The sequence below is a fragment of the Chromobacterium subtsugae genome (genome assembly GCF_001676875.1).
Lineage (GTDB): Bacteria > Pseudomonadota > Gammaproteobacteria > Burkholderiales > Chromobacteriaceae > Chromobacterium > Chromobacterium subtsugae.
On the sequence record NZ_JYKA01000017.1, the window covers coordinates 49,310 to 69,786 of the forward strand.

Below are 20,477 nucleotides of genomic sequence, written 5' to 3' on the forward strand. Positions count from 1 at the left end.
GTCATATAACATGAGAATCTATGGCTACTACATACAGAAGAAAAAACACCGGGCATGCCGGCGGAAGCGTCCCACGCTGGACTGCGGGACGCGGGGAAGCTCAGGCAGACGCAAGGGGCCAAATCTCCAAGGCATCTGATGGCCGCAACTCATAGACCGTCACAATCCCCCCGGTGATGCGCTGTAGTCGCGCGGAAAGCAAAGGGGAAGGTTCTGCACCTCCAGCGATCTGAGTCAGGTAGATGGGCTTGATGCCGGCCTCTTCAGCAAGGCGTGCCCGGCCTTCGGCATCAAGCTTTTTGAGATAGTTGCGAAGTTTCATGGTGCAAGTTTAGTGTTTCACTAAATTTTACGCAACAAATTTAGTTGCACACTCATTTCGTAAAACGCTAAAGTCGCGCATCATCTAGGCATGGATAACAAACAAATTCGCTTACAGAATCTACAAGAGCTGATCGCCGGTTTCGAAACCGCCAACCAGTTCGCGGATACCGTTCAAACGTCTCCCGCTTACCTCAGCCAGATTCTGAGTGACAAGCATCCCGCAAATGTAGGCGACGCATTGGCGCGTAAGATTGAGAAGAATTTGGATCTTCCGCGCGGATGGATGGATACATGCCACGCAGCAACACATGCTCAACCGACGCTGACAATCGTCACGAGCGCGACCCCGCTAGCACCTGCAGCAACCCCTCCAGACAAGACAACCGAGCTAGTCACTCTCGATGAGTTTGCAGAATGGATTGCTGACCAAGGAACTCAAAGTGTTGCCGCATTCTTGAGGATACTGGCGGACAAGTTGGATAAAAAATAAGCGGCCACTTGGCCGCTTTTTCATTCAACACTCATTACAGAGCTAACCCCTATCCAATAGCTTGGACAACAAGCCCCCTGCCAAAGTAAAGCCATGCCAGATGCGGGGCGCATCTCCCCACTCCTCAACTAGAAGACTGCCATCTTCCCTCAGCTTAATCCTTACTTCAGCAATAAATTTATGATTATCTTTATTTTTAGTCATTTTGTTCCAAACCTGACGCGTTACAAAGGTGAAGGCAGAACTATACCTTTCACTTGTAACAGTTTGTATTAGACGTTCGTCTATATAAGTAATTTCACCTAGGTTCGTCCTCTATCATGCTGCGTCTTCTGTCCGAAGTAGATGCACCAAATGCGCCAATGTTCTTGCCCCATGGGCTTCTCGCATGTTCTTAAGATGTACTTTCACCGTACTCAACCCCAAACCAAGGCGGTCGGCAATCTCCACCTGCGTCAGCCCTTGTGTTGTTAAGCAGTCAAAAATCTGACGTTCACGCGGGGTAAAATTAGCCATTCGTGCATTGCGAGTAAGCACACGAACCGCCATGTCCGCTAGTGATGGCAACAACATGGTCAACAGCTGGCGGGCATAGTAGTCATATTCTGCGGCCTCTCCCACTACCGAAACGATTACTCGGTTCTCCCCTCTTTCAGCAATATACGAAAGCCCATGCGTCATGCCATGGCGCTTACAAGCCAACCGAAAGCTGGTCATCTTCCTACCATCCGTTGAACGGCGCCTCAGCAGCAACTCAGACCAGATGATTGGCGCGCCGACAGGCCCATTGAAAACCGGGTCTACCTCGTGGAATGTTTGCGAACCATAGAGTTCTAGCCAGGCATCTGACCAGCCCAGGGAGACCGAAAAAGGACGGGACCACAATCCTTTGTTTCCCGACACTTGCGCCAACAAGATTGGAGGCTGTCCAGGCAGACAAAGCTGAACTCCCATCAGGAAGGCCCTAACGTCATCCTCATCCTCTAATGCCAACAATCCTCGCTGCAACGGCACCATCTGTGCCATGGCCAAAGAAGGCACTTCCCGGACCATCCTCAAGATTTCAGGTGACATACCAACATCCCTCAATCACCACCCCTTCAATACATACACCTGAAATTATAGATAGACGTTCGTACAACGTTAACCTGCCTCTCCCCTTTCAATGCTCTGCTTTCCGTTCGTCGTTTACCACCATGAAACTAACTTCAACATTAATCAAACTCTCATTGACTGCTTCAAAATGCAATGCTAACTTCAAGTTAATTGTCATTTTTCATCACAAATGACTCTTATTTTCATACGAATGACAATCAACTTCAACCTCCCATATAAAAGTCCATTTTAAACTCACCCTACAAGGTTTATCATGACTAGCGCAATCATTAAATCATATGCAGAATATATTGAAATCCCATATTTAATACACTTCACTCGCGTTACTAATTTAGAATCAATATTGACAAATGGATTGCTCTCAATTAATCAAGCAGAATTATTAGAAATAAATCCTGCTATAAATGACGAGCTACGTTTAGACGGGCATCTCGATGCAACATCTGTTTCCATCTCCTTCCCCAACTCAAGTATGTTTTTCAAATACAGGCAAAACAATCCTGATGTAGGCTGGGTTGTATTAGGAATAAAAAGATCAGTATTATGGACAAAGGACTGCGCCTTTTGCAAACATAATGCAGCTACTGCACAAATAGCACAGCAAGATATAAATCACTTAAAAACCCCAGAGGCTTTTGGGGGCATGTTTGACAAAATAGGTGAGGAAAGAGATCAAAGATTAAAACCTTATGACCCAACAGATGTTCAAGCAGAAGTTTTAGTATTTGAAACTATTGAACCAGAACTTATATTTGGCGTCGGATTTGATAACCACAACATCAAAAGTCAATATCAGCATTTACTAGAAGGTAAGGAAGTAATAGTTTGTAACCCTGGGAAAAGTTTTTTCGCATCTCGTTCATATGTAAGGTAAGCTCAATCATGGCAAAAAGACCGATATTCATCCCAACCTTGACAGGTGAAAGCTTTGTAAAAACTGATTTTATTGATTTCGAATGGTTTCCTGGCTTGGCAGTATCGCAAAAGCAAAAATCCATTAACTCCTTACATAAAGCTGCTTGCAATAAACATAGCCTTAGTAAAATATTAGAAATTTCCAGCAAATCACTCACTCCACTTGGAGAATCCCTAAGTGCATTTAATTTAACCTTCACCACAATCAAACACAACCATACGTTCAGTGTTGAATGTGCATTTCAAGGAAGCAAAGTATTTGAACAAGGCGGCCCATACACCGATATCTTTTTCAAAACGTCCCGAGAGGCAAAAAAAGATGAACGTCTACGTACATCTGGCCGGCTAACAGGGTTCAGGTTTTATGGTATCGAATGGGAGCTTGAGCCTTTAACTGCATTCTATGATTGGCTTTACATCAATGCACTTAAAAAAAGGACTGATATTGCTGAGTCGCTTCTAGAATACTCTGCATTTACTGACATTGAATTTAACCCTGAACGCTCTATTAACTGCCAAGCCTATTCTGTTGCACTCTATTACTCACTATACAAACGAAGTTTACTCGATGAGGCAACCTCTTCAAAAGATGCGTTTCTCAGAATTATAAGCAATGCAATAATCAGCAACACTCAGCAAGATGAAACCATTCAGCAAGGCTTGCAATTATAGCCGGCTTAAATTATACGAACAGGCCCTACAATAAATAGCGCAAACACTAAATAATCGGAACAGCAAATGACAATTGATACCCCCCCCCGCCGGACCAATCCCCACCAACTCACAATAAAACAGCACACGTTGCCATTGCGTAGCATTGAGCGATTTTGCCATGAAAATCAAGCCGTCAAAGTCAAATTAAACACTAAAGATATTTTTATTGATCTTAAGCCAAATAATTCATTATTCTGTGCAAACAGAGCCTGGGACCATCGCACCGAAACAGTAGTCAGCAAAGATATAGAATCAAACTTTCAGAACCTTGCTGATAAAATAAACTCCCGCCTTATTCGAGCTATGTGCACTGAAGATCAATTAACAGTTACTCACATGTACCTACTATGGAAATATAGATGTAAGCTAGCGAGCAATCCAATAGCAGATGTCAAAATCAACTTAGTAACTCCCGAAAGGGAGCTATCAATTGACTCAAAGGAGGTACTAGAAAAAAGGGGATAGTTTACATTCAATCGAATGGAACAATTGCAGGCAGAGTATTCTCAGGCATCAACATACAAAGAGCGATGGATATTGAGCTAACATTAGGCGCGGAAAAATTGAAATGGGGGATAATAAAATCCCCCATAGGAGTTGAATTTATAGTTCCTGATGCATCTATAAATCAAGCCATTATGCCCATATCACCTAGTACCTGCCTTATTGCAGGGCTAGACAATTGCGAGCTTACAATTATGGGGGCTGGATTAATTAACCGAGCAATGATATTTGAATCGCAAAAATACTGGTTTGCAAGAAACCCAAATCGATGCCCCATTTTACAACGATGCAACCCTTGGATTCAAACATTTGGCTTTTAGACAAAGCCGAACATAAGAGTACACGAGAGAGCACTATGTCTGATGCACTTAACTTCAAAATTATTGCATTGGCCTCAAACCATTTCCGCAATGCTTGCACTTCCTAGCATCCATCCTCACCAGCTCACGACACTCAGGGCAGCGAACATGAGTGTCAGGATGCGGCGCTTCCGGGTCTGTCTTGAGCGATGGCAATACCAATACAAACACAACACCCACCCACCCCAGCAGCCACCACCACGCTGAACGGCCACGGTTCTTAGCAGCCAGATATGCCAACACAAAACCCGCAATAAGAACAAATAGTTCCATACATCTTACCTCTACGAAAAAACTGCTAATCCTAGCACATTGCCATTCTGATAGCTCCCTCCCCACCACGTCTCACTAGCAGATGTTTCGTCTCGCACTAAAAATTTAGTGTTTCACTATTGACATAGCTTTAGTGTTTTACTAAAGTTCATTCCGTTGACTCACCGCTCTTTAACAAAACGCAAAGACACCGCTCTCATTTCGACGCGGTAATTCCTGGCTTGCACCGTGGTGGCCAGCATGATCAACAGCATCCGCGAACTCTGATCCGCCATCGCGGGCAAGCCTGTAATTGGTAATGCCCTGCATGCAGGACATTACCGGATACACCCAAGGAGAACTAAAAATGCACCACTAGGACAAGTCATCACTAGAAGCTTTCAAGCAAAGGCTTGAGCCGCTGCAACAGCAGCTGCAAGCCAAACTCAACGAGGCCCTCAAGGCCATCAGCGACATGCCGGAAAACCAATTGCGATCCGCTCACGGCCAATCGCTGGAAGCCATGGCCGACAATCTGGATTCCTCGCTCTCTTGGCTCAATGAAGCCATTGCAGAGCTATCGCAAGCGATTGACGAAATGGAATGAGCCTACGCCATTACATCGTGCGGCAGATGCATCGACGCGAACAGTTGTTGCGCGTCTTGGCTCCTCCGGGCCTACCGACAGAAATAGCCACCCGCAAGAACCGCACAAAACAACGAATCAACGACCGCGCAGAACGGATCTACCTGCGCGCCGACACCGCCAACGGCTGGGATTAACCAGCCGTTTTTTTACGCTCACTTCCGTTAGCACGCATCACCATCCGTTAGCGATTTGTTAGCGCGTTGTGAGCGCCCCCGTTAGCGGGATGTGAGCCATTCGTTAGCCCCCATGAGCAAACCAGACGCCAACCAGTTGCTTGCGGCTCTAGCAGGAACAGGCGAGAGCAAAGCGGCACGATTCCGCAACCTCCTGCCACAAATCAATGCGGCAATAGAACGCGGAGTCAGGCACGCCCAAATCATCGAGGCACTGGCGGCCGATGGCCTGCACATGAGCCACGTTGAATTCCGGAACGCGCTCTATCGTGAACGCCGCCGCGAGGAAGGCAAGAAAGCACCCCATGCCCAAGCAACCCAAAACACCCCGGCCAATGCGGCCAATATGCCCATCACAGCCACGCCGGCCGCCAAGACCACGCCTCAGTCAATCCGATCAGGTCGCTTTGACTACGGGAAATTCAGAGACGGAAAAACAAAATGGTGAACCCATGACATACAACGACACTCACATCACGCTTCAAGGCAAGGGCGGCGTAGGCAAGTCGCACATCACAAGCCTTCTCGCCCAAGCTATTTGGGCCATTTTTGGCATTCGTCCGCTGGGAGTCGATACCGATCCCGTCAACAAAACCCTGATGCATTTCCCTGCCTTGCAAGCGCGAGGGCTGGATATCCTGAACCAGGATAACCAAATCAACAGCCGCCAGTTTGACACCATGGTTGAGTGGTTACTTGAGCATGACGGCCCCGCAGTCATCGACAACGGCGCCACATCATTCATTCCCGCTACGGGCTACCTCGCAGAAACAGGCGCTATTGACGTACTTAATGCGGCAGGCCGCCGCGTATTTATTCATACCGTACTTGTCGGCGGCCAGGCGATGGACGACACCATAGACGGGCTAACGGCACTACTAGACAGCACGTCAGCCCCTATTATCGTTTGGGAAAACGAACATTTTGGTCCGGTAGAACGAAACGGCCGCAGATTCCGGGACTCCAGCGTCTATCACGAAAACCGTGAGCGCATCGCCGGCATTGTCACGCTGCACCGCCCGAATGCCGATCTGGCCGGCCGCGATATCGCAGAACTGAGCATCAAAGGCCAGACCTTTGCCGAAGCTCTAACAAGCCCGGAATGGGGAATCATGCCCAAGCACCGGCTGCAAATGATATGGGCTGACTATCTGCAGCAGATTAAGCCAATCCTGACGCAAGGACTGCCGGAAGAACTGGCCGCATGATGGCCCGATCTCATAGCATCCTCCCGCTGCAGGGAATGATGTCGCAATTGTTGGCCTGCGGCTTCACCAATCCACTACGCGTCAAAATGACTCAAAGGCAGCTGATGCTTTTTGACGCCATGGATTCGCGCCAGAGATATACCTTTCCCCAGCTGCACGCACAAACCACAAACGAGCATGCCGACCAGACAAGACGTGATATCGCCAAGTTGATGGCCATTGGTGCATTGCACGTACAGCGCCAGCATAGCAGGAATGGGAAGACCTCTATGTACTGGAAGAAATAGAGCGATAGTCATCGATTAGCTGCACTTATCATTCGGAATACATTTAATGAAAATTCAAGACGACATTCTGCAGCAAGCACGAAATCTGGAAAAGTCAATACCTGAAATTCTACGGCATTTCGCCTTGATAAAAGAGCTACTTCTTGAAATTCAAGGCCAACCTCATACCAATATCGAACATATGGATGCACATCTACAGACAAATGCCGGCCCACATGTTCGAATAACCGCCATAACAAGGGGGGTTCGTCCTGATGTGGCAAAGGCATTAGCCACAAAACGAAACCTTCCAATGAATTACTCAGCAACAACAGGAGATATTTATATCCACAGTGAGCCATGGGCCGTGCTAGTCATTTGTGACACTATGCTCAGCATTTCTCGCAACGTTTCAAACTCAATGTGACGAACAGCCCGCCATCGCGGGCTACTTTCACAGCACTATTCAACAAGCGCCTACTCACCTGCATCGCGGAAATCAAGAGTTTAGAATAGCTGACAGTAAAATGACAAGCAGAATCACAATTACACCGAGATTAATGAAACAAGTAGATGCTGCCGCATACGTTGGAATGTGTGACAAAACATTCCGTAAAATAGTCATGCCTCATGTTCCAAAAATTCCCATTTTTGAGCCTAGAAGCAAAAACAGCCCTGTCGAAATTTTCCATTACGACAGAATAGATCTTGACTCATGGATAGATGATTTAAAAAGGAAAAAATTAACGGGGAAAACCACAGCACAGATAACATTACCAGTCATCAACAAAATCAAATAAAAATCAAACAAGACAAAAGATCATGGCAAGAAAAACAATCTCCGGACTTACTCTGCGAAATAATATCTGGCACATTGATAAACAGATCAAAGGGTATGGACGACTTCGAGAAAGCACTGGCACTGACGACCGGGAAGAGGCGGAGAAGTTTTTAATACATAAACTAGATCAAATTCGCCAAGCTACAATATATGGGGTACGGCCTAAACGACATTGGAGGCAAGCTGCAGCCAAGTATTTATTAGACAATCAAGACATGCCTAGCATAGGAGATGTTGCCATGCACTTAAAATTCCTTGACCCTTACATTGGCGACTTAACATTAGACAAAATACATGATGGGACTTTGGAAAAATTTAAGAATGACAGAAAGAATGGGAGATTAAAATTTCAAAATGGAAAAGGTGTTAAAAACAGAACAATCAATATCGCAATTGAACTAGTAATTCGAATATTGAATCTAGCCTCAAAAAAATGGCGTGACGAATTTGGTATGACTTGGCTGGAGACTGCACCATCAATATCAAAGCTAGATGAAAAAAAAGAAAAGCGCGATCCATACCCCATGAGCTGGGAAGAGCAACGTCTTTTGATGCCACAACTTCCTAATCACTTGGCACGAATGGCATTATTCAAAGTAAATACCGGATGTCGTGAAAAAGAAGTCTGCCATTTAAGATGGGAATGGGAAATATTTATACCAGAGCTAAAAACCAGTGTATTTCTTATCCCCGCATCATTTGGCGGCAGAACTGAAAAATCAGGTGTAAAAAATGGAACAGATCGACTTGTCGTGCTTAATACAGTTGCGAAAGGGATCATCGATTCAATGAGAGGAGCGCACCCTATATACGTATTCCCATTCCACGAAAATAAACAACCAGGAGAAAATGATAACATCGAGAGGATGAACGGACACGCTTGGAGAAAAGCACGGAAAAGAGCCGCAGAAGAGTTCACCAAGCAATATTGGCGAAAAGCGAATCCCGGCTTTGCTGCGATCCGGGTACATGATCTGAAACACACTTTCGGACACCGGCTAAGGGTCGCAGGCGTACCATTTGAAGATAGACAAGTCTTACTAGGCCACCAGAGCAAGAGCGTTACGACGCACTACTCTGCCCCCGAAATCGGGCACCTGATCGCAATGGCAGAAAGGGTAAGAGAAACAAATCAACGACAGCTTGTCTCCCCCACCATGCTAAGAAGGAAAACCGCCTGATGCCACAACCCCACAAAATCCCCACATTATCAGAACGGGGGCAATAAAAAAGCCCTGCCGAAGCAGAGCTAATTTCTTGATAACTAAAGATTTAGTTTGGTCGGGGTGAGAAGATTCGAACTTCCGACCCCCTGCACCCCATGCAGGTGCGCTACCAGGCTGCGCTACACCCCGACTCAAGAGAAACGTATTCTAACCGATTTATTATGGCTTGCCAATACCCGAATCCAGCCAATTCAGGATGGATTCCAATTCGGCGCGCACTTCCTGCGCCGTGATCGGACGCTCGGAAACTTCCCCCATGCCCAAGCGCTGGCGCGCGCCCTGTATGGTGAAACCGTCGTCGTAAAGCAAGGCGCGGATGCGCCTTACCAGCAAAACCTCATGATGCTGGTAATAACGGCGATTGCCGCGCCGCTTCACCTGACGCAGCTGGGAAAATTCCTGCTCCCAATATCTCAATACATGCGGCTTCACACCGGTCAGCTCGCCGACTTCGCTGATGGTGAAGTAACGCTTGGATGGAATTGACGGCAGATCAGCCTTGCTTGTTAGCATGGTATTGCTCAACCATTCCCTTGAGTTTCTGGCTTGCGTGGAACGTTACCACACGACGCGCGGTGATGGGAATCTCTTCCCCAGTCTTGGGGTTGCGTCCCGGACGCTGCGGCTTGTCGCGCAGTTGGAAATTGCCGAAACCGGACAATTTCACCGAATCTCCCGACTCCAGAGCCAGCCGGATCTCTTCGAAAAACGACTCGACCATGTCCTTGGCTTCGCGTTTGTTCAGACCTACCTGGTCAAACAGCAAATCGGCCAGTTCAGCCTTCGTCAAAGTCATGACATTCCCCTCAAACTTCTAAGCAGCAAACGGCGGGCAGCCATCAATGGCTCCCCGCTCACTTCATAATCAAACGCGCAGCTGCGCGCCCAGTCCCGACACGGCATCCAGCAGCGCCTGCAGCGCAGGCTCCACATCCTCGTCGGTCAGAGTGCGGCTATTGTCCTGCATCAGCACGCTAAAGGCCAGACTCTTCTTGCCTTCCGCCACGCCTTTGCCACGATACACATCGAACAAGGCGATATCGGTGACAATTTGCGCGCGTTTCGGCGCGAAGGCTGCCATCAGCTGCGCCACAGTCACCTGCTCGTCCACCACCAGCGCCAAATCGCGGCGCACTGGCTGGAACTTGCTCACCGGCTTGGCCTTGATGCGGTCGCGGGCGATGGCGCAAGCCAGATCCAGCTCGAACAGCACCGGCGCGCTCGGCAGATCGTAAGCCTGCACCCATTGCGGGTGCAGCTCGCCGATCACGCCGGCCAGCTTGCCATCCACCAGCACCTCGGCGCAGCGGCCGGGATGGAAGGCCGGATGGGCCGCCTTGCGGTATTCCGCCTTGAGCGGATGCAGCAGCGCCTCGACATCGGCCTTCACATCGAAGAAATCGACGCGCTCGGCCTTGGCCGCCCACTGCTCGGCCAGGCGCGGCCCCCAGGCCAGGCCCGCCACTTTTTCCGGCTGCTCGAAGCCCTGCTCGCCGCGCAGGAACACTCGCGCCACCTCAAACAAGCGCACGCGCGGATGCTTGCGATTGATATTGCCGGCCAAGGTGTCCACCAGGCCGCCGATCAGCGTCGAGCGCATCACGCTCATCTGGCTGGCGATCGGATTCTGCAGACGAATGGCCTTGTCGTTGCCGGCGAAATCCCGCTCCCAGCGCTCGTCGACAAAGGCGTAGCTGACCACTTCCTGGTAGTCGCGCGCCGCCAACAAGTGGCGCAGCTGGTCTACCGGGCGCTGCTCTTCCGGCTGCTTGAGCATGCTCATGCCGGAGCGCGGCGCGTCGGACGGGATGCTGTTGTAGCCGTAAACGCGAGCCACTTCCTCAATCAGGTCTTCCTCGATCTCGATGTCGAAGCGGAACGATGGCGCCTGCACGGTGAACACGTCGTTTTCCAGCGTGTGCGGTAGGCTCAGGCGCGACAGGATGTCGGCGATCTGCTCGGCGCTCAGCGCCACGCCCAGCACTTTGGCCACGCGGGCGACACGCAGCTTCACCTCTTGGCGCTGCGGCAGCTCGGCAACCTCTTCCACCACCGGGCCGGCGGCGCCGCCGCAGATGTCCAGCACCAGGCGGGTGGCGCATTCGATCGCCTCGCGCTGCAGCTGAAAGTCCACGCCGCGCTCGTAGCGGTAGGACGAATCGGAGCCGAAGCCCAGCTCGCGCGCGCGGCCGGCGATGGCGGCCGGCGCAAAGAACGCCGACTCCAGGAAAATGTCCTGGCTCGCGGCGGTGACGCCGCTGTGCTCGCCGCCCATGAAACCGCCCATCGCCAATACCTTGGCGTCGTCGGCGATCACCAGATGATGCGGCTTCAGCTCGACAGTCTTCTCATTCAGGCACAGCAGGCTTTCGCCCGCGCGCGCCATGCGCACGGCGATGCCGCCCTCGACCTTGGCCAGGTCGAAAGCGTGCATGGGCTGGCCCTGCTCCAGCAGGATGTAGTTGGTGATGTCCACGATGGCGGAGATCGAACGCAGGCCGGAACGCTCCAGGCGCTGGCGCATCCAGGCCGGCGTCGCCGCGGCGGCGTTGACGCCCCTGACCACGCGGCCCAGGTAGCGGCCGCAGGCCTCGCGCGCCTCGATCTTCACCGGACGCACGTCATCGATGGACGGCTTCACCGCCTCGATCGCCACCGGGCGCAGCTCGGCGCCGGTCAGCGCCGCCACTTCGCGGGCGATGCCGCGGATCGACAAGCTGTCGGCGCGGTTGGGGGTGATCTTCAGCGTGAACAGCTGGTCGTCCAGGCCCAGGTACTCGCGGATGTTCTGGCCGATCGGCGCGTCGTCCGGCAGCAGCATCAGGCCGTCCACATCATCCGGCACGCCCAGCTCCTTGCCGGAGCACAGCATGCCGCCCGATTCCACGCCGCGCATCTTGGTCGGCTTGATCTTGAAGTCGCCCGGCAGCACCGCGCCCGGCAGCGCGCAGGGAATGCGCACGCCGACGGCGACATTGGGCGCGCCGCAGACGATCTGCACCAGCTCGCCGCTGCCGACGTCAACCTTGGTCACGCGCAGGCGGTCGGCGTTTTCGTGCTTGACGCACTCTTTCACCTCGGCGATCACCACGCCGGAGAACGCCGGCGCGGCGGCTTGCGTTTCTTCCACTTCCAGACCCGCCATCGTCAGCAGGTGGGACAGTTCATCGGTGGTCAGCGCCGGATTGACCCAGCTTCTCAGCCATTGTTCGGAAAATTGCATAGTCGGCTCCGTGCGCGATCAGTTGAATTGCTTCAGGAAGTTGAGATCGTTCTCGAAGAACAGGCGCAGGTCGTTGACGCCGTAGCGCAGCATGGCGAAACGATCCAGGCCGATGCCGAAGGCGAAGCCGGTGTAGGTTTCCGGATCGATGTTGGCGATACGCAACACATTCGGGTGCACCATGCCGCAACCGCCCACTTCCAGCCAGCGGCCCTGCTCGTCGAGCACGTCGATTTCGGCCGAAGTTTCAGTGAACGGGAAAAAAGACGGACGGAAACGCACTTGCAGATCGTCGCGCTCGAAGAAACGGCGCAGGAAGTCGGTGACCACCGCTTTCAGGTCGGCGAAGGACACGCCCTCATCCACCCACAGGCCTTCCATCTGGTGGAACATCGGCGAGTGGGTCGCATCGGAATCCACGCGGTAGACGCGGCCCGGCGCGACGATCTTGATCGGCGGGCGATGGCTTTCCATGAAGCGCGCCTGGATCGGGCTGGTATGGGTGCGCAGCACGTCGCCGTTTTCAACGTAGAACGTGTCCTGCATCGCGCGCGCCGGATGGTTTTCCGGAATGTTCAGCGCCTGGAAGTTGTAGAAATCGCTTTCGATTTCCGGGCCGTCGGCCACTTCGAAACCCATGGTGCGGAACAGGCCGGCGATGCGCTCCAGCGTCAGCGCCACCGGGTGCAGGCCGCCGCCGACCAGGCCGCGGCCCGGCAGCGTCACGTCCAGCACCTCGGCGGCCAGCTGGGCTTCCAGCTTGGCGGCGTTGAGCTGATCGCGCTTGTCGTTGTGCGCGGTTTCAAAAGCCTGCTTGGCCAGATTGATGGTGGCGCCGGCGGCCTTGCGCTCTTCCGGCGCCAGCTTGCCCAGTTGCTTGAGGAGTTCGGTCAGCTCGCCGCTCTTGCCAAGGTAGCGCGCCTTGACCTGCTCGAGCTCTATCAGATCGGCCGCGGCGGCGACTGCCGCCTGGCCGGCTTGGAGAATCGCGTCGACGTTGTTCATCGTGTTCCACACCGTATGCGAAAAGAAGGCTGACCACAGCAGGCGCTTGCCGCACCCGGTCTAATCAGCGTTCTTGCGGCGCCAGGGCGCCGATGGCAAAAAAAAGGGAGGCAGAAGCCTCCCTTTAGATCCGTCCAGACGATTAAGCAGCGAGGCTTGCTTTCGCCTTTTCGACGATCTGCGCAAAAGCGGCCTTTTCGAACACGGCCAGATCGGCCAGGACCTTGCGGTCGATTTCGATGCCGGCTTTCTTCAGACCGTTCATGAACTTGCTGTACGGCAGGCCGTTTTCACGGGCAGCTGCGTTGATACGAGCGATCCACAGTTGACGGAACTGACGCTTTTTCTGACGACGGTCGCGGTAGGCGTATTGGCCCGCCTTCATCACCGCCTGTTTGGCGATGCGATAGACGTTCTTCCGGCGGCCGCGATAGCCTTTCGCCAGTGCGAGGATTTTCTTGTGACGAGCACGTGCGGTTACACCGCGTTTTACGCGTGGCATATTTCAGGTCTCCTTAAGCGTAGGGCATCATTGCGCGAACAGACGCCACGTTGGTCGCGTCCACCATGGAGGTGCCGCGCAGCTGGCGTTTGTTCTTGGTGGTCTTCTTGGTCAGGATGTGACGCTTGAAGGCGTGTGCACGCTTGAAACCACCGCCACCCAGTACTTTGAGACGCTTTTTCGCGCTCGACTTGGTCTTCATTTTCGGCATGGAAATGCTCCTGCTGAATTTTGTTTAGATTAGACACAGGGTGGCCCGAAAGCTCTTGAAACCACTGCGTCACGCTTTTGAGCAGATCGTTGCCGACCTACAAAACCGACACGGCAGAGCTGAGTCTGCCGTGTCGGAAAAACGATTATACCGATTATTTCTTCTTCGGTGCAATCATCATCACCATCTGGCGGCCTTCCAGGCGCGGGAACTGCTCCACCGTGCCCACTTCCGCCAGATCGGCTTCCACGCGCTTGAGCAGCGCGAGGCCGATATCCTGGTGCGCCATCTCACGACCGCGGAAGCGCAGAGTGACCTTGGCCTTGTCGCCTTCAGTCAGGAAACGAACCAGGTTGCGCAACTTGACGTTGTAATCGCCATCGTCGGTGCCCGGACGGAACTTGATTTCCTTGATCTGAACTTGTTTCTGCTTCTGCTTGGCTTCGTGGCGCTTCTTGGACATTTCGTACTTGTACTTGCCGTAGTCCATCAGCTTGCACACCGGAGGCTGAGCGGTCGGGGAAATCTCCACCAGGTCCACATCACCCTCTTCGGCCAGAGCCATTGCTTCACGCAGACTGACGATGCCAATCTGCTCACCTTCCTTACCTACCAGACGAATCTCACGAGCGGTAATCTCGCCGTTGATCCGTGCTTCGCGTTCCTGAGCTATAGCTGAAATCTCCTAATAAATGATGAGTATGCCGCCGCTGGATCAGGCCTCAGGCATCTCAGCCTTGAGGCGCGCGATGAACGCATCCAGCGTGAGCTGGCCCAGATCTTCGCCCCGGGCGCGCACGGCAACCAGACCGCCTGCCTTTTCCTTGTCGCCGATCACGATCTGATACGGCAACTTCTGCAGGCTGTGTTCGCGAATTTTATAGCCGATCTTCTCGTTTCTCAAGTCAAGCGCAACACGGAAGCCTTGTTTCTCAAGAGATTTGGCCACTTCAACAGCATAATCGGCCTGCGCTTCGGTGATATTCATCACCACCAGCTGCACCGGAGCCAGCCACAAGGGGAAGGCGCCGGCGTGGTTTTCGATCAGAATGCCGAGGAAGCGCTCCAGCGAGCCCAGCGCCGCGCGGTGCAGCATCACCGGGCGTTTGCGACTGTTGTCGTCGGCCACATATTCGGCATCCAGGCGCTCCGGCAGCATGAAGTCCAGCTGCAGGGTGCCGCACTGCCAGGAGCGGCCCAGCGCGTCCTTGATGTGGTATTCGATCTTGGGACCGTAGAAAGCGCCCTCGCCCGGCAGCTCTTCCCACTCGACGCCGCAGGCGCGCAGCGCCTCGCGCATGCCTTCCTCGGCCTTGTCCCAGGTGGACTCTTCGCCGATGCGCTTTTCCGGACGCAGCGCCAGCTTGATCGACACCTTGTCGAAGCCGAAGCGGTCGTACACTTCCATCACCAGGCGGTGGAAGTCCTTGGCCTCCTGGTTGATCTGGTCTTCGGTACAGAAAATGTGGCCATCATCCTGCACGAAGCCGCGCACGCGCATGATGCCATGCAGCGCGCCAGACGGCTCGTTGCGGTGGCAGGAACCGAATTCGGCGTAGCGCAGCGGCAGGTCGCGATAAGAGCGCAGGCCGCTGTTGAATACCTGAACGTGGCCCGGGCAGTTCATCGGCTTGACCGCATAGTCGCGCTTTTCCGATTCGGTGATGAACATGTTCTCGCGGTAGTTGGCGGCGTGGCCGGAACGCTCCCACAGATGGGCGTCCATCATCATCGGGGTGCGGATTTCCTTATAGCCTTCGCGGTTCAGCTTGTCGCGCATGTATTGCTCGACGCTCTGCCACAGCTGCCAGCCTTTCGGATGCCAGAACACCATGCCCGGCGCTTCGTCCTGCAGGTGGAACAGGTCCAGCTGCACGCCCAGCTTGCGGTGGTCGCGCTTTTCCGCCTCTTCCAGCATATAGAGGTAGGCTTCCAGATCTTCCTTCTTGGCCCAGGCGGTGCCGTAGACGCGCTGCAGCATCTCGTTCTTGCTGTCGCCGCGCCAGTAGGCGCCGGCCACCTTCATCAGCTTGAACACCTTCAGCTTGCCGGTGGACGGCACGTGCGGGCCGCGGCACAGGTCGGTGAATTCGCCCTCGCGGTACAGCGACAGCACTTCGCCCTGCGGGATCGATTCGATGATCTCGGCCTTGTACGCCTCGCCGATCGACTTGAAGTAGGCGATGGCCTCGTCGCGCGGCAGCTCGTAACGCTCCACCGGAATGTCCTTCTTGGCCAGTTCGGCCATCTTCTTTTCGATGGCGACCAGGTCTTCCGGCGTGAACGGACGCTTGTAGGCGAAGTCGTAGTAGAAGCCGTTTTCGATCTCCGGCCCGATGGTCACCTGCGCCTCCGGGAACAGCTCCTTGACAGCGTAAGCCAGCAAGTGAGCGGTGGAGTGGCGGATGACGGACAGGCCGTCGGCGTCCTTGTCGGTGATGATGGCCAGATCGGCGTCGCCGTCGATCTGGAAGCTGGTATCCACCAGCTTGCCGTCCACGCGGCCCGCCAGCGCGGCGCGCGCGAGGCCGGCGCCGATGGAGGCGGCCACTTCATGGACCGTTACCGGTTTGTCGAAAGAACGGATAGAGCCGTCCGGCAAGCGAATGTCTGGCATATCAACTCCAACGAGGGCGAGTATTTTGTGTGATCGAATCTAAAACGAATTCAGAAAAAAGGGTAAAAAAAAGTGCGGCCTGAGCCGCACTTCTTTTTCGCATGGTACAACCCGCAAGGCTCAGCTTTGGTGAGTATGTCGGGTGGTGGTAGTTCGCAAGAAATTCACTTGGCAACTCCATGCATTGAATTTGGTAGGCACGATTGGATTCGAACCAACGACCCCCACCATGTCAAGGTGGTGCTCTAACCAACTGAGCTACGTGCCTGTCGTCGAGTGATGAATAATAAAGAAAGGCGCCTCTCTTGGCAAGAACAATTTTCCAGATGCGCCGCACATGCCGCGCTTCCTGTATACTAGCGGACTGATTTTGCTAAAAAAACATATCCAGAATGCTGAAGTTTACCGTACACAAGACCTCCGGCGGCGCGCGGCGCGGTACGCTGGAACTGAACCACGGCACCGTGGAAACCCCGGTTTTCCAGCCGGTGGGCACTTATGGCTCGGTCAAGGCGATGAGCCCGGTCGAGCTCAAGGATATCGGCGCCGAGATCATCCTGGGCAACACTTTCCACCTGTGGCTGCGCCCCGGGCTTGAGATCGTCGAGCAATTCGGCGGCCTGCACGAATTCATAGGCTGGGACCGCCCCATCCTCACCGACTCCGGCGGCTTCCAGGTGTTCAGCCTGTCCGACATGCGCAAGCTGACCGAGGAAGGCTGCACCTTCCAGAGCCCGATCAACGGCGACAAGCTGTTCCTGAGCCCGGAAATCTCGATGAAAATCCAGACCGTGCTCAATTCGGACATCGTGATGCAGCTGGACGAATGCACGCCCGGCCAGGTGGACCACGCCACCGCGCAGAAATCGCTGCAGATGAGCCTGCGCTGGGCCGAGCGCTCGCGCCGCGCCTTCGACGACCTGAAAAACCCGAACGCGCTGTTCGGCATCGTGCAGGGCAATCTGTACACCGACCTGCGCCAGGAGTCGCTGGAAGGCCTGCTGCAGGTTGGCTTCGACGGCATCGCCATTGGCGGCCTGTCGGTGGGCGAGCCCAAGCCTGAAATGTACCGAATGCTGACTGAACTGAAGGACATGCTGCCGGCCGACAAGCCGCACTACCTGATGGGCGTGGGCACGCCGGAAGACCTGGTGCACGGCGTGGCCAACGGCGTCGACATGTTCGACTGCGTGATGCCGACCCGCAACGCGCGCAACGGCTGGATCTTCACCCAATGGGGCGACGTCAAGATCAAGAACGCGCGCTACAAGGACGACAAGCGCCCGCTGGACGAGGCTTGCGAGTGCTACACCTGCAAGAACTTCAGCCGCGCCTACCTGCACCACCTGCACCGCGTCGGTGAGATTTTGGGCGCGCGCCTGAACACCATCCACAATCTGTTCTACTACCAGGAACTGATGCGCCAGGTGCGCAAGTCCATCGAAGACGACCGCTTCGAGGACTTCCGCCTGGAGTTCGCCGCCAACCGCGCGCGCGGCGTCAATTAATTAAAGCAGGGAACCAGGCGGCGCCGGAAACGGTCCCACGCCGCTGCCGCGCTCCATGGTTGGAAAAGCCATGGAGCATGGCTACAATGCCCTGTTTGAATCAGCAGCCATAACAACTAGGAGTCATCCTGATGTTCATCTCCCCCGCCTTCGCCGCCGGCAGCGGCAGCCCCGCCGGTTTCGACCTGATGGGCTTCCTGCCCATGATCGTGATTTTCGTGCTGTTCTGGTTCCTGATGGTGCGCCCGCAGCAGAAGCGCATGAAGGAAACCCAGAAGATGCTGTCGGAAATCCAGAAGGGCGATGAAGTCGTCACCCAGGGCGGCATCGTCGGCCGCGTGGCGAAAACCAGCGAGCAGTACCTGACCCTGGAAATCGCCAACGGCGTGGAAATCACCGTGCAGCGCGGCGCCGTCAGCGCCAAGCTGGAAAAAGGCACGATGAAGTCCCTGTAAGCAAGCCCCGGCCGCCCCGGACATCGTCCGCGGCGGCCTGTTCATTTCCCTCCCCAGAACTAGAACATGAACCGCTACCCTCTCTGGAAATACCTCGTCATCGTGGTGGCGCTGATCCTGTCGGCGATCTACACGCTGCCCAACTTCTACGGCGAAACCCCCGCCGTGCAGGTCTCCAGTTCGCGCCAGTCCGTCCCGGTGGACACCGCAGTGATGGCGCGGGTGGAAGAGGCGCTGAAAGCGCAGAACATCAGTCCTGACGGCGTCTTCCTCGACGCCGCCAACAGCCTGAAAGTGCGCTTCAAGGACACCGACACCCAGTTGAAGGCGCGCGACGCCATCCAGCACGCGCTGGGCGACAACTACATCATCGCGCTGAACCTGCTGCCGGCCTCCCCCGCCTGGCTGACCGCGCTGCACGCCAACCCGATGTTCCTGGGCCTTGACCTGCGCGGCGGCGTCCACTTCCTGCTGGAAGTCGACATGAAGGCCGCCACCGACAAGACCATGGAACGCTACGCAGGCGATCTGCGCCGCGAGCTGAAGAACAAGCAGGTGCGCTACGGCGCCATCAAGCGCAACGGCAATACGCTGGAAGTGCAGCTGCGCGACGGCGACACGCTGAAATCGGCGCAGGACGTGGCCTACCGCACGCTGCCGACCCTGGCGGTGCAAACCGACGACGCCAGCAACCGCCTGCTGCTGACGCTGAAGCCGGAAGAAATCACCAAGATCCAGAGCGACGCGGTCAAGCAGAACATCATGACGCTGCATAATCGCGTCAACGAGCTGGGCACCACCGAACCCATCATCCAGCAGGCGGGCCCCAACCGCATCGTGGTGCAGCTGCCCGGCATCCAGGACACCGCCCGCGCCAAGGACATCATCGGCCGCACCGCCACGCTGCAGGTGCGCATGGTGGAAGACGACCAAGGCAAGCTGAGCGACGCCGTCAACGGCAACGTTCCCTCTGGCTACGAACTGCTGGACGACGTCAGCTCGCGCGGCCACAGCAAGATCCTGCTGAAGAACGACGTGGAGCTGACCGGCGACAACATCAACGACGCCAACCCCAGCTTCGACCAGTTCGGCGCGCCCGCCGTCAGCATCACGCTAGACAGCGCCGGTGCCGCCATCTTCCGCCAGCTCACCGCCGAGAACGTCGGCAAGCGCATGGCGATGGTGCTGGTGGAAAAGGGCCGCAAGGAAGTGGTGACCGCGCCGGTGATCCGCCAGGAAATCGGCGGCGGCCGCGTGGAAATCTCCGGCAGCATGAACGCCGCCGAAGCCAACGACACCGCGCTGCTGCTGCGCGCCGGCTCCCTGGCCGCCCCGATGAACATCATCGAGGAACGCACCATCGGCCCGAGCCTGGGCCAGGAAAACATCGAGAAGGGCTTCCACGCCACGCTGTGGGGCTTCGCCGCCATCGTCGCCTTCATGGTGCTGTACTACGGCCTGTTCGGCGTGTTCTCCGGCCTGTCGCTGGCGATCAACGTGTTCCTGCTGGTGGCCATCCTGTCCGCGCTGCAGGCCACGCTGACCTTGCCCGGCATCGCCGCCATCGCGTTGGCGCTGGGCATGGCGATTGACGCCAACGTGCTGATCAACGAGCGCATCCGCGAGGAGCTGCGCAACGGCGTGCCGCCGCACTCGGCGATCCAGGCCGGCTACGGCCACGCCTGGGCCACCATCCTGGACTCCAACGTCACCACGCTGATCGCCGGCCTGGCGCTGATGATCTTCGGCACCGGTCCGGTGCGCGGCTTCGCCATCGTGCACTGCCTCGGCATCCTGACCTCGATGTTCTCGGCGGTGCTGGTTTCGCGCGGTCTGGTCAACCTGTGGTACGGCCGTCGCCGCAAACTGACCTCGCTGGCCATCGGCCAGGTGTGGAAACCGGAAAACAAGGGCTAAAT

26 protein-coding genes and 2 tRNA genes are annotated in these 20,477 nt (G+C 55.0%); 15 read left to right on the forward strand and 13 right to left on the reverse strand.

Annotation, left to right across the window (positions count from 1 at the left end; translation table 11 throughout):
* Positions 1-100: 100 nt before the first annotated feature.
* Positions 101-322 carry a hypothetical protein gene (locus MY55_RS23780; RefSeq protein WP_157889377.1) on the reverse strand — a complete coding sequence of 74 codons (222 nt, stop codon included), beginning with the start codon at positions 320-322 and terminating at the stop codon, positions 101-103.
* A gap of 90 nt (positions 323-412) precedes the next feature.
* On the opposite strand from MY55_RS23780, the gene MY55_RS23785 reads away from it, so the two are divergent.
* The gene (locus MY55_RS23785; RefSeq protein WP_157889378.1) at positions 413-814 is read left to right on the forward strand and encodes a hypothetical protein; all 402 of its coding nucleotides are present in this window, start codon (positions 413-415) and stop codon (positions 812-814) included.
* 318 nt (positions 815-1,132) lie between these two features.
* Here the strand turns inward: MY55_RS23785 and MY55_RS22855 are convergent, their stop codons facing one another.
* Complete coding sequence (locus MY55_RS22855) at positions 1,133-1,888, reverse strand: helix-turn-helix transcriptional regulator (RefSeq protein WP_081284750.1); 756 nt, start codon at positions 1,886-1,888, stop codon at positions 1,133-1,135.
* A gap of 295 nt (positions 1,889-2,183) precedes the next feature.
* Between MY55_RS22855 and MY55_RS17375 the strand changes: the two genes are divergently transcribed.
* The 3 genes from MY55_RS17375 (at position 2,184) to MY55_RS23790 (ending at position 4,024) form a co-directional block, all read left to right on the forward strand.
* The gene (locus MY55_RS17375) at positions 2,184-2,804 is read left to right on the forward strand and encodes a DarT ssDNA thymidine ADP-ribosyltransferase family protein (protein WP_065202804.1); all 621 of its coding nucleotides are present in this window, start codon (positions 2,184-2,186) and stop codon (positions 2,802-2,804) included.
* Positions 2,805-2,812: 8 nt separating this feature from the next.
* Positions 2,813-3,517, forward strand: a complete 705-nt coding sequence (locus MY55_RS17380; RefSeq protein ID WP_065202805.1) for a DarT1-associated NADAR antitoxin family protein — start codon at positions 2,813-2,815, stop codon at positions 3,515-3,517.
* Positions 3,518-3,583: 66 nt separating this feature from the next.
* A complete protein-coding gene (locus MY55_RS23790; protein WP_157889379.1) occupies positions 3,584-4,024 on the forward strand; it encodes a hypothetical protein in 441 nt (146 codons plus the stop codon).
* Between the two features lie 419 nt (positions 4,025-4,443).
* On the opposite strand, the gene MY55_RS24665 is transcribed toward MY55_RS23790, so the two are convergent.
* A complete protein-coding gene (locus tag MY55_RS24665; protein WP_425266118.1) occupies positions 4,444-4,695 on the reverse strand; it encodes a zinc ribbon domain-containing protein in 252 nt (83 codons plus the stop codon).
* Between the two features lie 454 nt (positions 4,696-5,149).
* On the opposite strand from MY55_RS24665, the gene MY55_RS24480 reads away from it, so the two are divergent.
* The 8 genes from MY55_RS24480 to MY55_RS22860 all read left to right on the forward strand — a co-directional run bounded on the left by MY55_RS24480 (position 5,150) and on the right by MY55_RS22860 (position 8,992).
* Complete coding sequence (locus MY55_RS24480) at positions 5,150-5,281, forward strand: hypothetical protein (RefSeq protein WP_279625458.1); 132 nt, start codon at positions 5,150-5,152, stop codon at positions 5,279-5,281.
* On the forward strand, positions 5,278-5,457 hold the full coding sequence (locus tag MY55_RS23795; protein WP_157889380.1) for a hypothetical protein: 180 nt from the start codon (positions 5,278-5,280) through the stop codon (positions 5,455-5,457). The genes MY55_RS24480 and MY55_RS23795 overlap by 4 nt, the downstream gene beginning before the upstream one ends.
* A gap of 112 nt (positions 5,458-5,569) precedes the next feature.
* Entirely contained in the window at positions 5,570-5,944 is a 375-nt protein-coding gene (locus tag MY55_RS23800; protein WP_157889381.1) for a hypothetical protein, read from the forward strand.
* 4 nt (positions 5,945-5,948) lie between these two features.
* On the forward strand, positions 5,949-6,704 hold the full coding sequence (locus MY55_RS17390; RefSeq protein ID WP_065202807.1) for a P-loop NTPase family protein: 756 nt from the start codon (positions 5,949-5,951) through the stop codon (positions 6,702-6,704).
* A 38-nt stretch (positions 6,705-6,742) separates the two neighbouring features.
* The gene (locus MY55_RS17395; RefSeq protein WP_157889382.1) at positions 6,743-6,991 is read left to right on the forward strand and encodes a hypothetical protein; all 249 of its coding nucleotides are present in this window, start codon (positions 6,743-6,745) and stop codon (positions 6,989-6,991) included.
* A 46-nt stretch (positions 6,992-7,037) separates the two neighbouring features.
* A complete protein-coding gene (locus MY55_RS23805; RefSeq protein WP_157889383.1) occupies positions 7,038-7,397 on the forward strand; it encodes a hypothetical protein in 360 nt (119 codons plus the stop codon).
* 133 nt (positions 7,398-7,530) lie between these two features.
* The gene (locus tag MY55_RS23810) at positions 7,531-7,770 is read left to right on the forward strand and encodes a hypothetical protein (protein WP_157889384.1); all 240 of its coding nucleotides are present in this window, start codon (positions 7,531-7,533) and stop codon (positions 7,768-7,770) included.
* A gap of 22 nt (positions 7,771-7,792) precedes the next feature.
* Positions 7,793-8,992, forward strand: a complete 1,200-nt coding sequence (locus tag MY55_RS22860) for a tyrosine-type recombinase/integrase (RefSeq protein ID WP_081284751.1) — start codon at positions 7,793-7,795, stop codon at positions 8,990-8,992.
* Positions 8,993-9,089: 97 nt separating this feature from the next.
* Here MY55_RS22860 and MY55_RS17400 read toward each other — a convergent pair.
* The 10 genes from MY55_RS17400 to MY55_RS17445 all read right to left on the reverse strand — a co-directional run bounded on the left by MY55_RS17400 (position 9,090) and on the right by MY55_RS17445 (position 16,863).
* Positions 9,090-9,166 (reverse strand) — tRNA-Pro (locus tag MY55_RS17400).
* Between the two features lie 30 nt (positions 9,167-9,196).
* Entirely contained in the window at positions 9,197-9,562 is a 366-nt protein-coding gene (locus MY55_RS17405) for a MerR family transcriptional regulator (RefSeq protein WP_230623367.1), read from the reverse strand.
* Positions 9,531-9,833, reverse strand: a complete 303-nt coding sequence (locus MY55_RS17410; protein ID WP_011134908.1) for an integration host factor subunit alpha — start codon at positions 9,831-9,833, stop codon at positions 9,531-9,533. Before MY55_RS17410 ends, MY55_RS17405 begins: the two co-directional genes overlap by 32 nt.
* A 69-nt stretch (positions 9,834-9,902) precedes the next feature.
* Positions 9,903-12,260, reverse strand: coding sequence for a phenylalanine--tRNA ligase subunit beta (gene pheT / locus MY55_RS17415; protein WP_043575495.1), 2,358 nt, complete (start codon positions 12,258-12,260; stop codon positions 9,903-9,905).
* Positions 12,261-12,278: 18 nt separating this feature from the next.
* Positions 12,279-13,265, reverse strand: a complete 987-nt coding sequence (locus tag MY55_RS17420) for a phenylalanine--tRNA ligase subunit alpha (protein WP_065202809.1) — start codon at positions 13,263-13,265, stop codon at positions 12,279-12,281.
* Between the two features lie 142 nt (positions 13,266-13,407).
* Complete coding sequence (rplT, locus tag MY55_RS17425) at positions 13,408-13,767, reverse strand: 50S ribosomal protein L20 (protein ID WP_043575501.1); 360 nt, start codon at positions 13,765-13,767, stop codon at positions 13,408-13,410.
* A gap of 13 nt (positions 13,768-13,780) precedes the next feature.
* Positions 13,781-13,978 (reverse strand): 50S ribosomal protein L35, encoded by a 198-nt coding sequence (gene rpmI, locus MY55_RS17430; RefSeq protein WP_011134904.1) that lies wholly within the window; start codon positions 13,976-13,978, stop codon positions 13,781-13,783.
* 154 nt (positions 13,979-14,132) lie between these two features.
* On the reverse strand, positions 14,133-14,660 hold the full coding sequence (gene infC / locus MY55_RS17435) for a translation initiation factor IF-3 (RefSeq protein WP_080509618.1): 528 nt from the start codon (positions 14,658-14,660) through the stop codon (positions 14,133-14,135).
* Between the two features lie 33 nt (positions 14,661-14,693).
* Positions 14,694-16,595, reverse strand: a complete 1,902-nt coding sequence (gene thrS, locus MY55_RS17440) for a threonine--tRNA ligase (protein ID WP_043575503.1) — start codon at positions 16,593-16,595, stop codon at positions 14,694-14,696.
* 191 nt (positions 16,596-16,786) lie between these two features.
* Positions 16,787-16,863, reverse strand: a tRNA-Val gene (locus tag MY55_RS17445).
* 124 nt (positions 16,864-16,987) lie between these two features.
* Here MY55_RS17445 and tgt point away from each other — a divergent pair.
* From tgt to secD, 3 genes are all read left to right on the forward strand, one after another.
* Positions 16,988-18,103, forward strand: a complete 1,116-nt coding sequence (gene tgt / locus MY55_RS17450) for a tRNA guanosine(34) transglycosylase Tgt (RefSeq protein ID WP_043575505.1) — start codon at positions 16,988-16,990, stop codon at positions 18,101-18,103.
* Positions 18,104-18,234: 131 nt separating this feature from the next.
* Positions 18,235-18,558, forward strand: coding sequence for a preprotein translocase subunit YajC (gene yajC, locus MY55_RS17455; RefSeq protein ID WP_043575507.1), 324 nt, complete (start codon positions 18,235-18,237; stop codon positions 18,556-18,558).
* 66 nt (positions 18,559-18,624) lie between these two features.
* Positions 18,625-20,475, forward strand: a complete 1,851-nt coding sequence (gene secD / locus MY55_RS17460) for a protein translocase subunit SecD (RefSeq protein ID WP_043575508.1) — start codon at positions 18,625-18,627, stop codon at positions 20,473-20,475.
* Positions 20,476-20,477 lie beyond the last annotated feature (2 nt).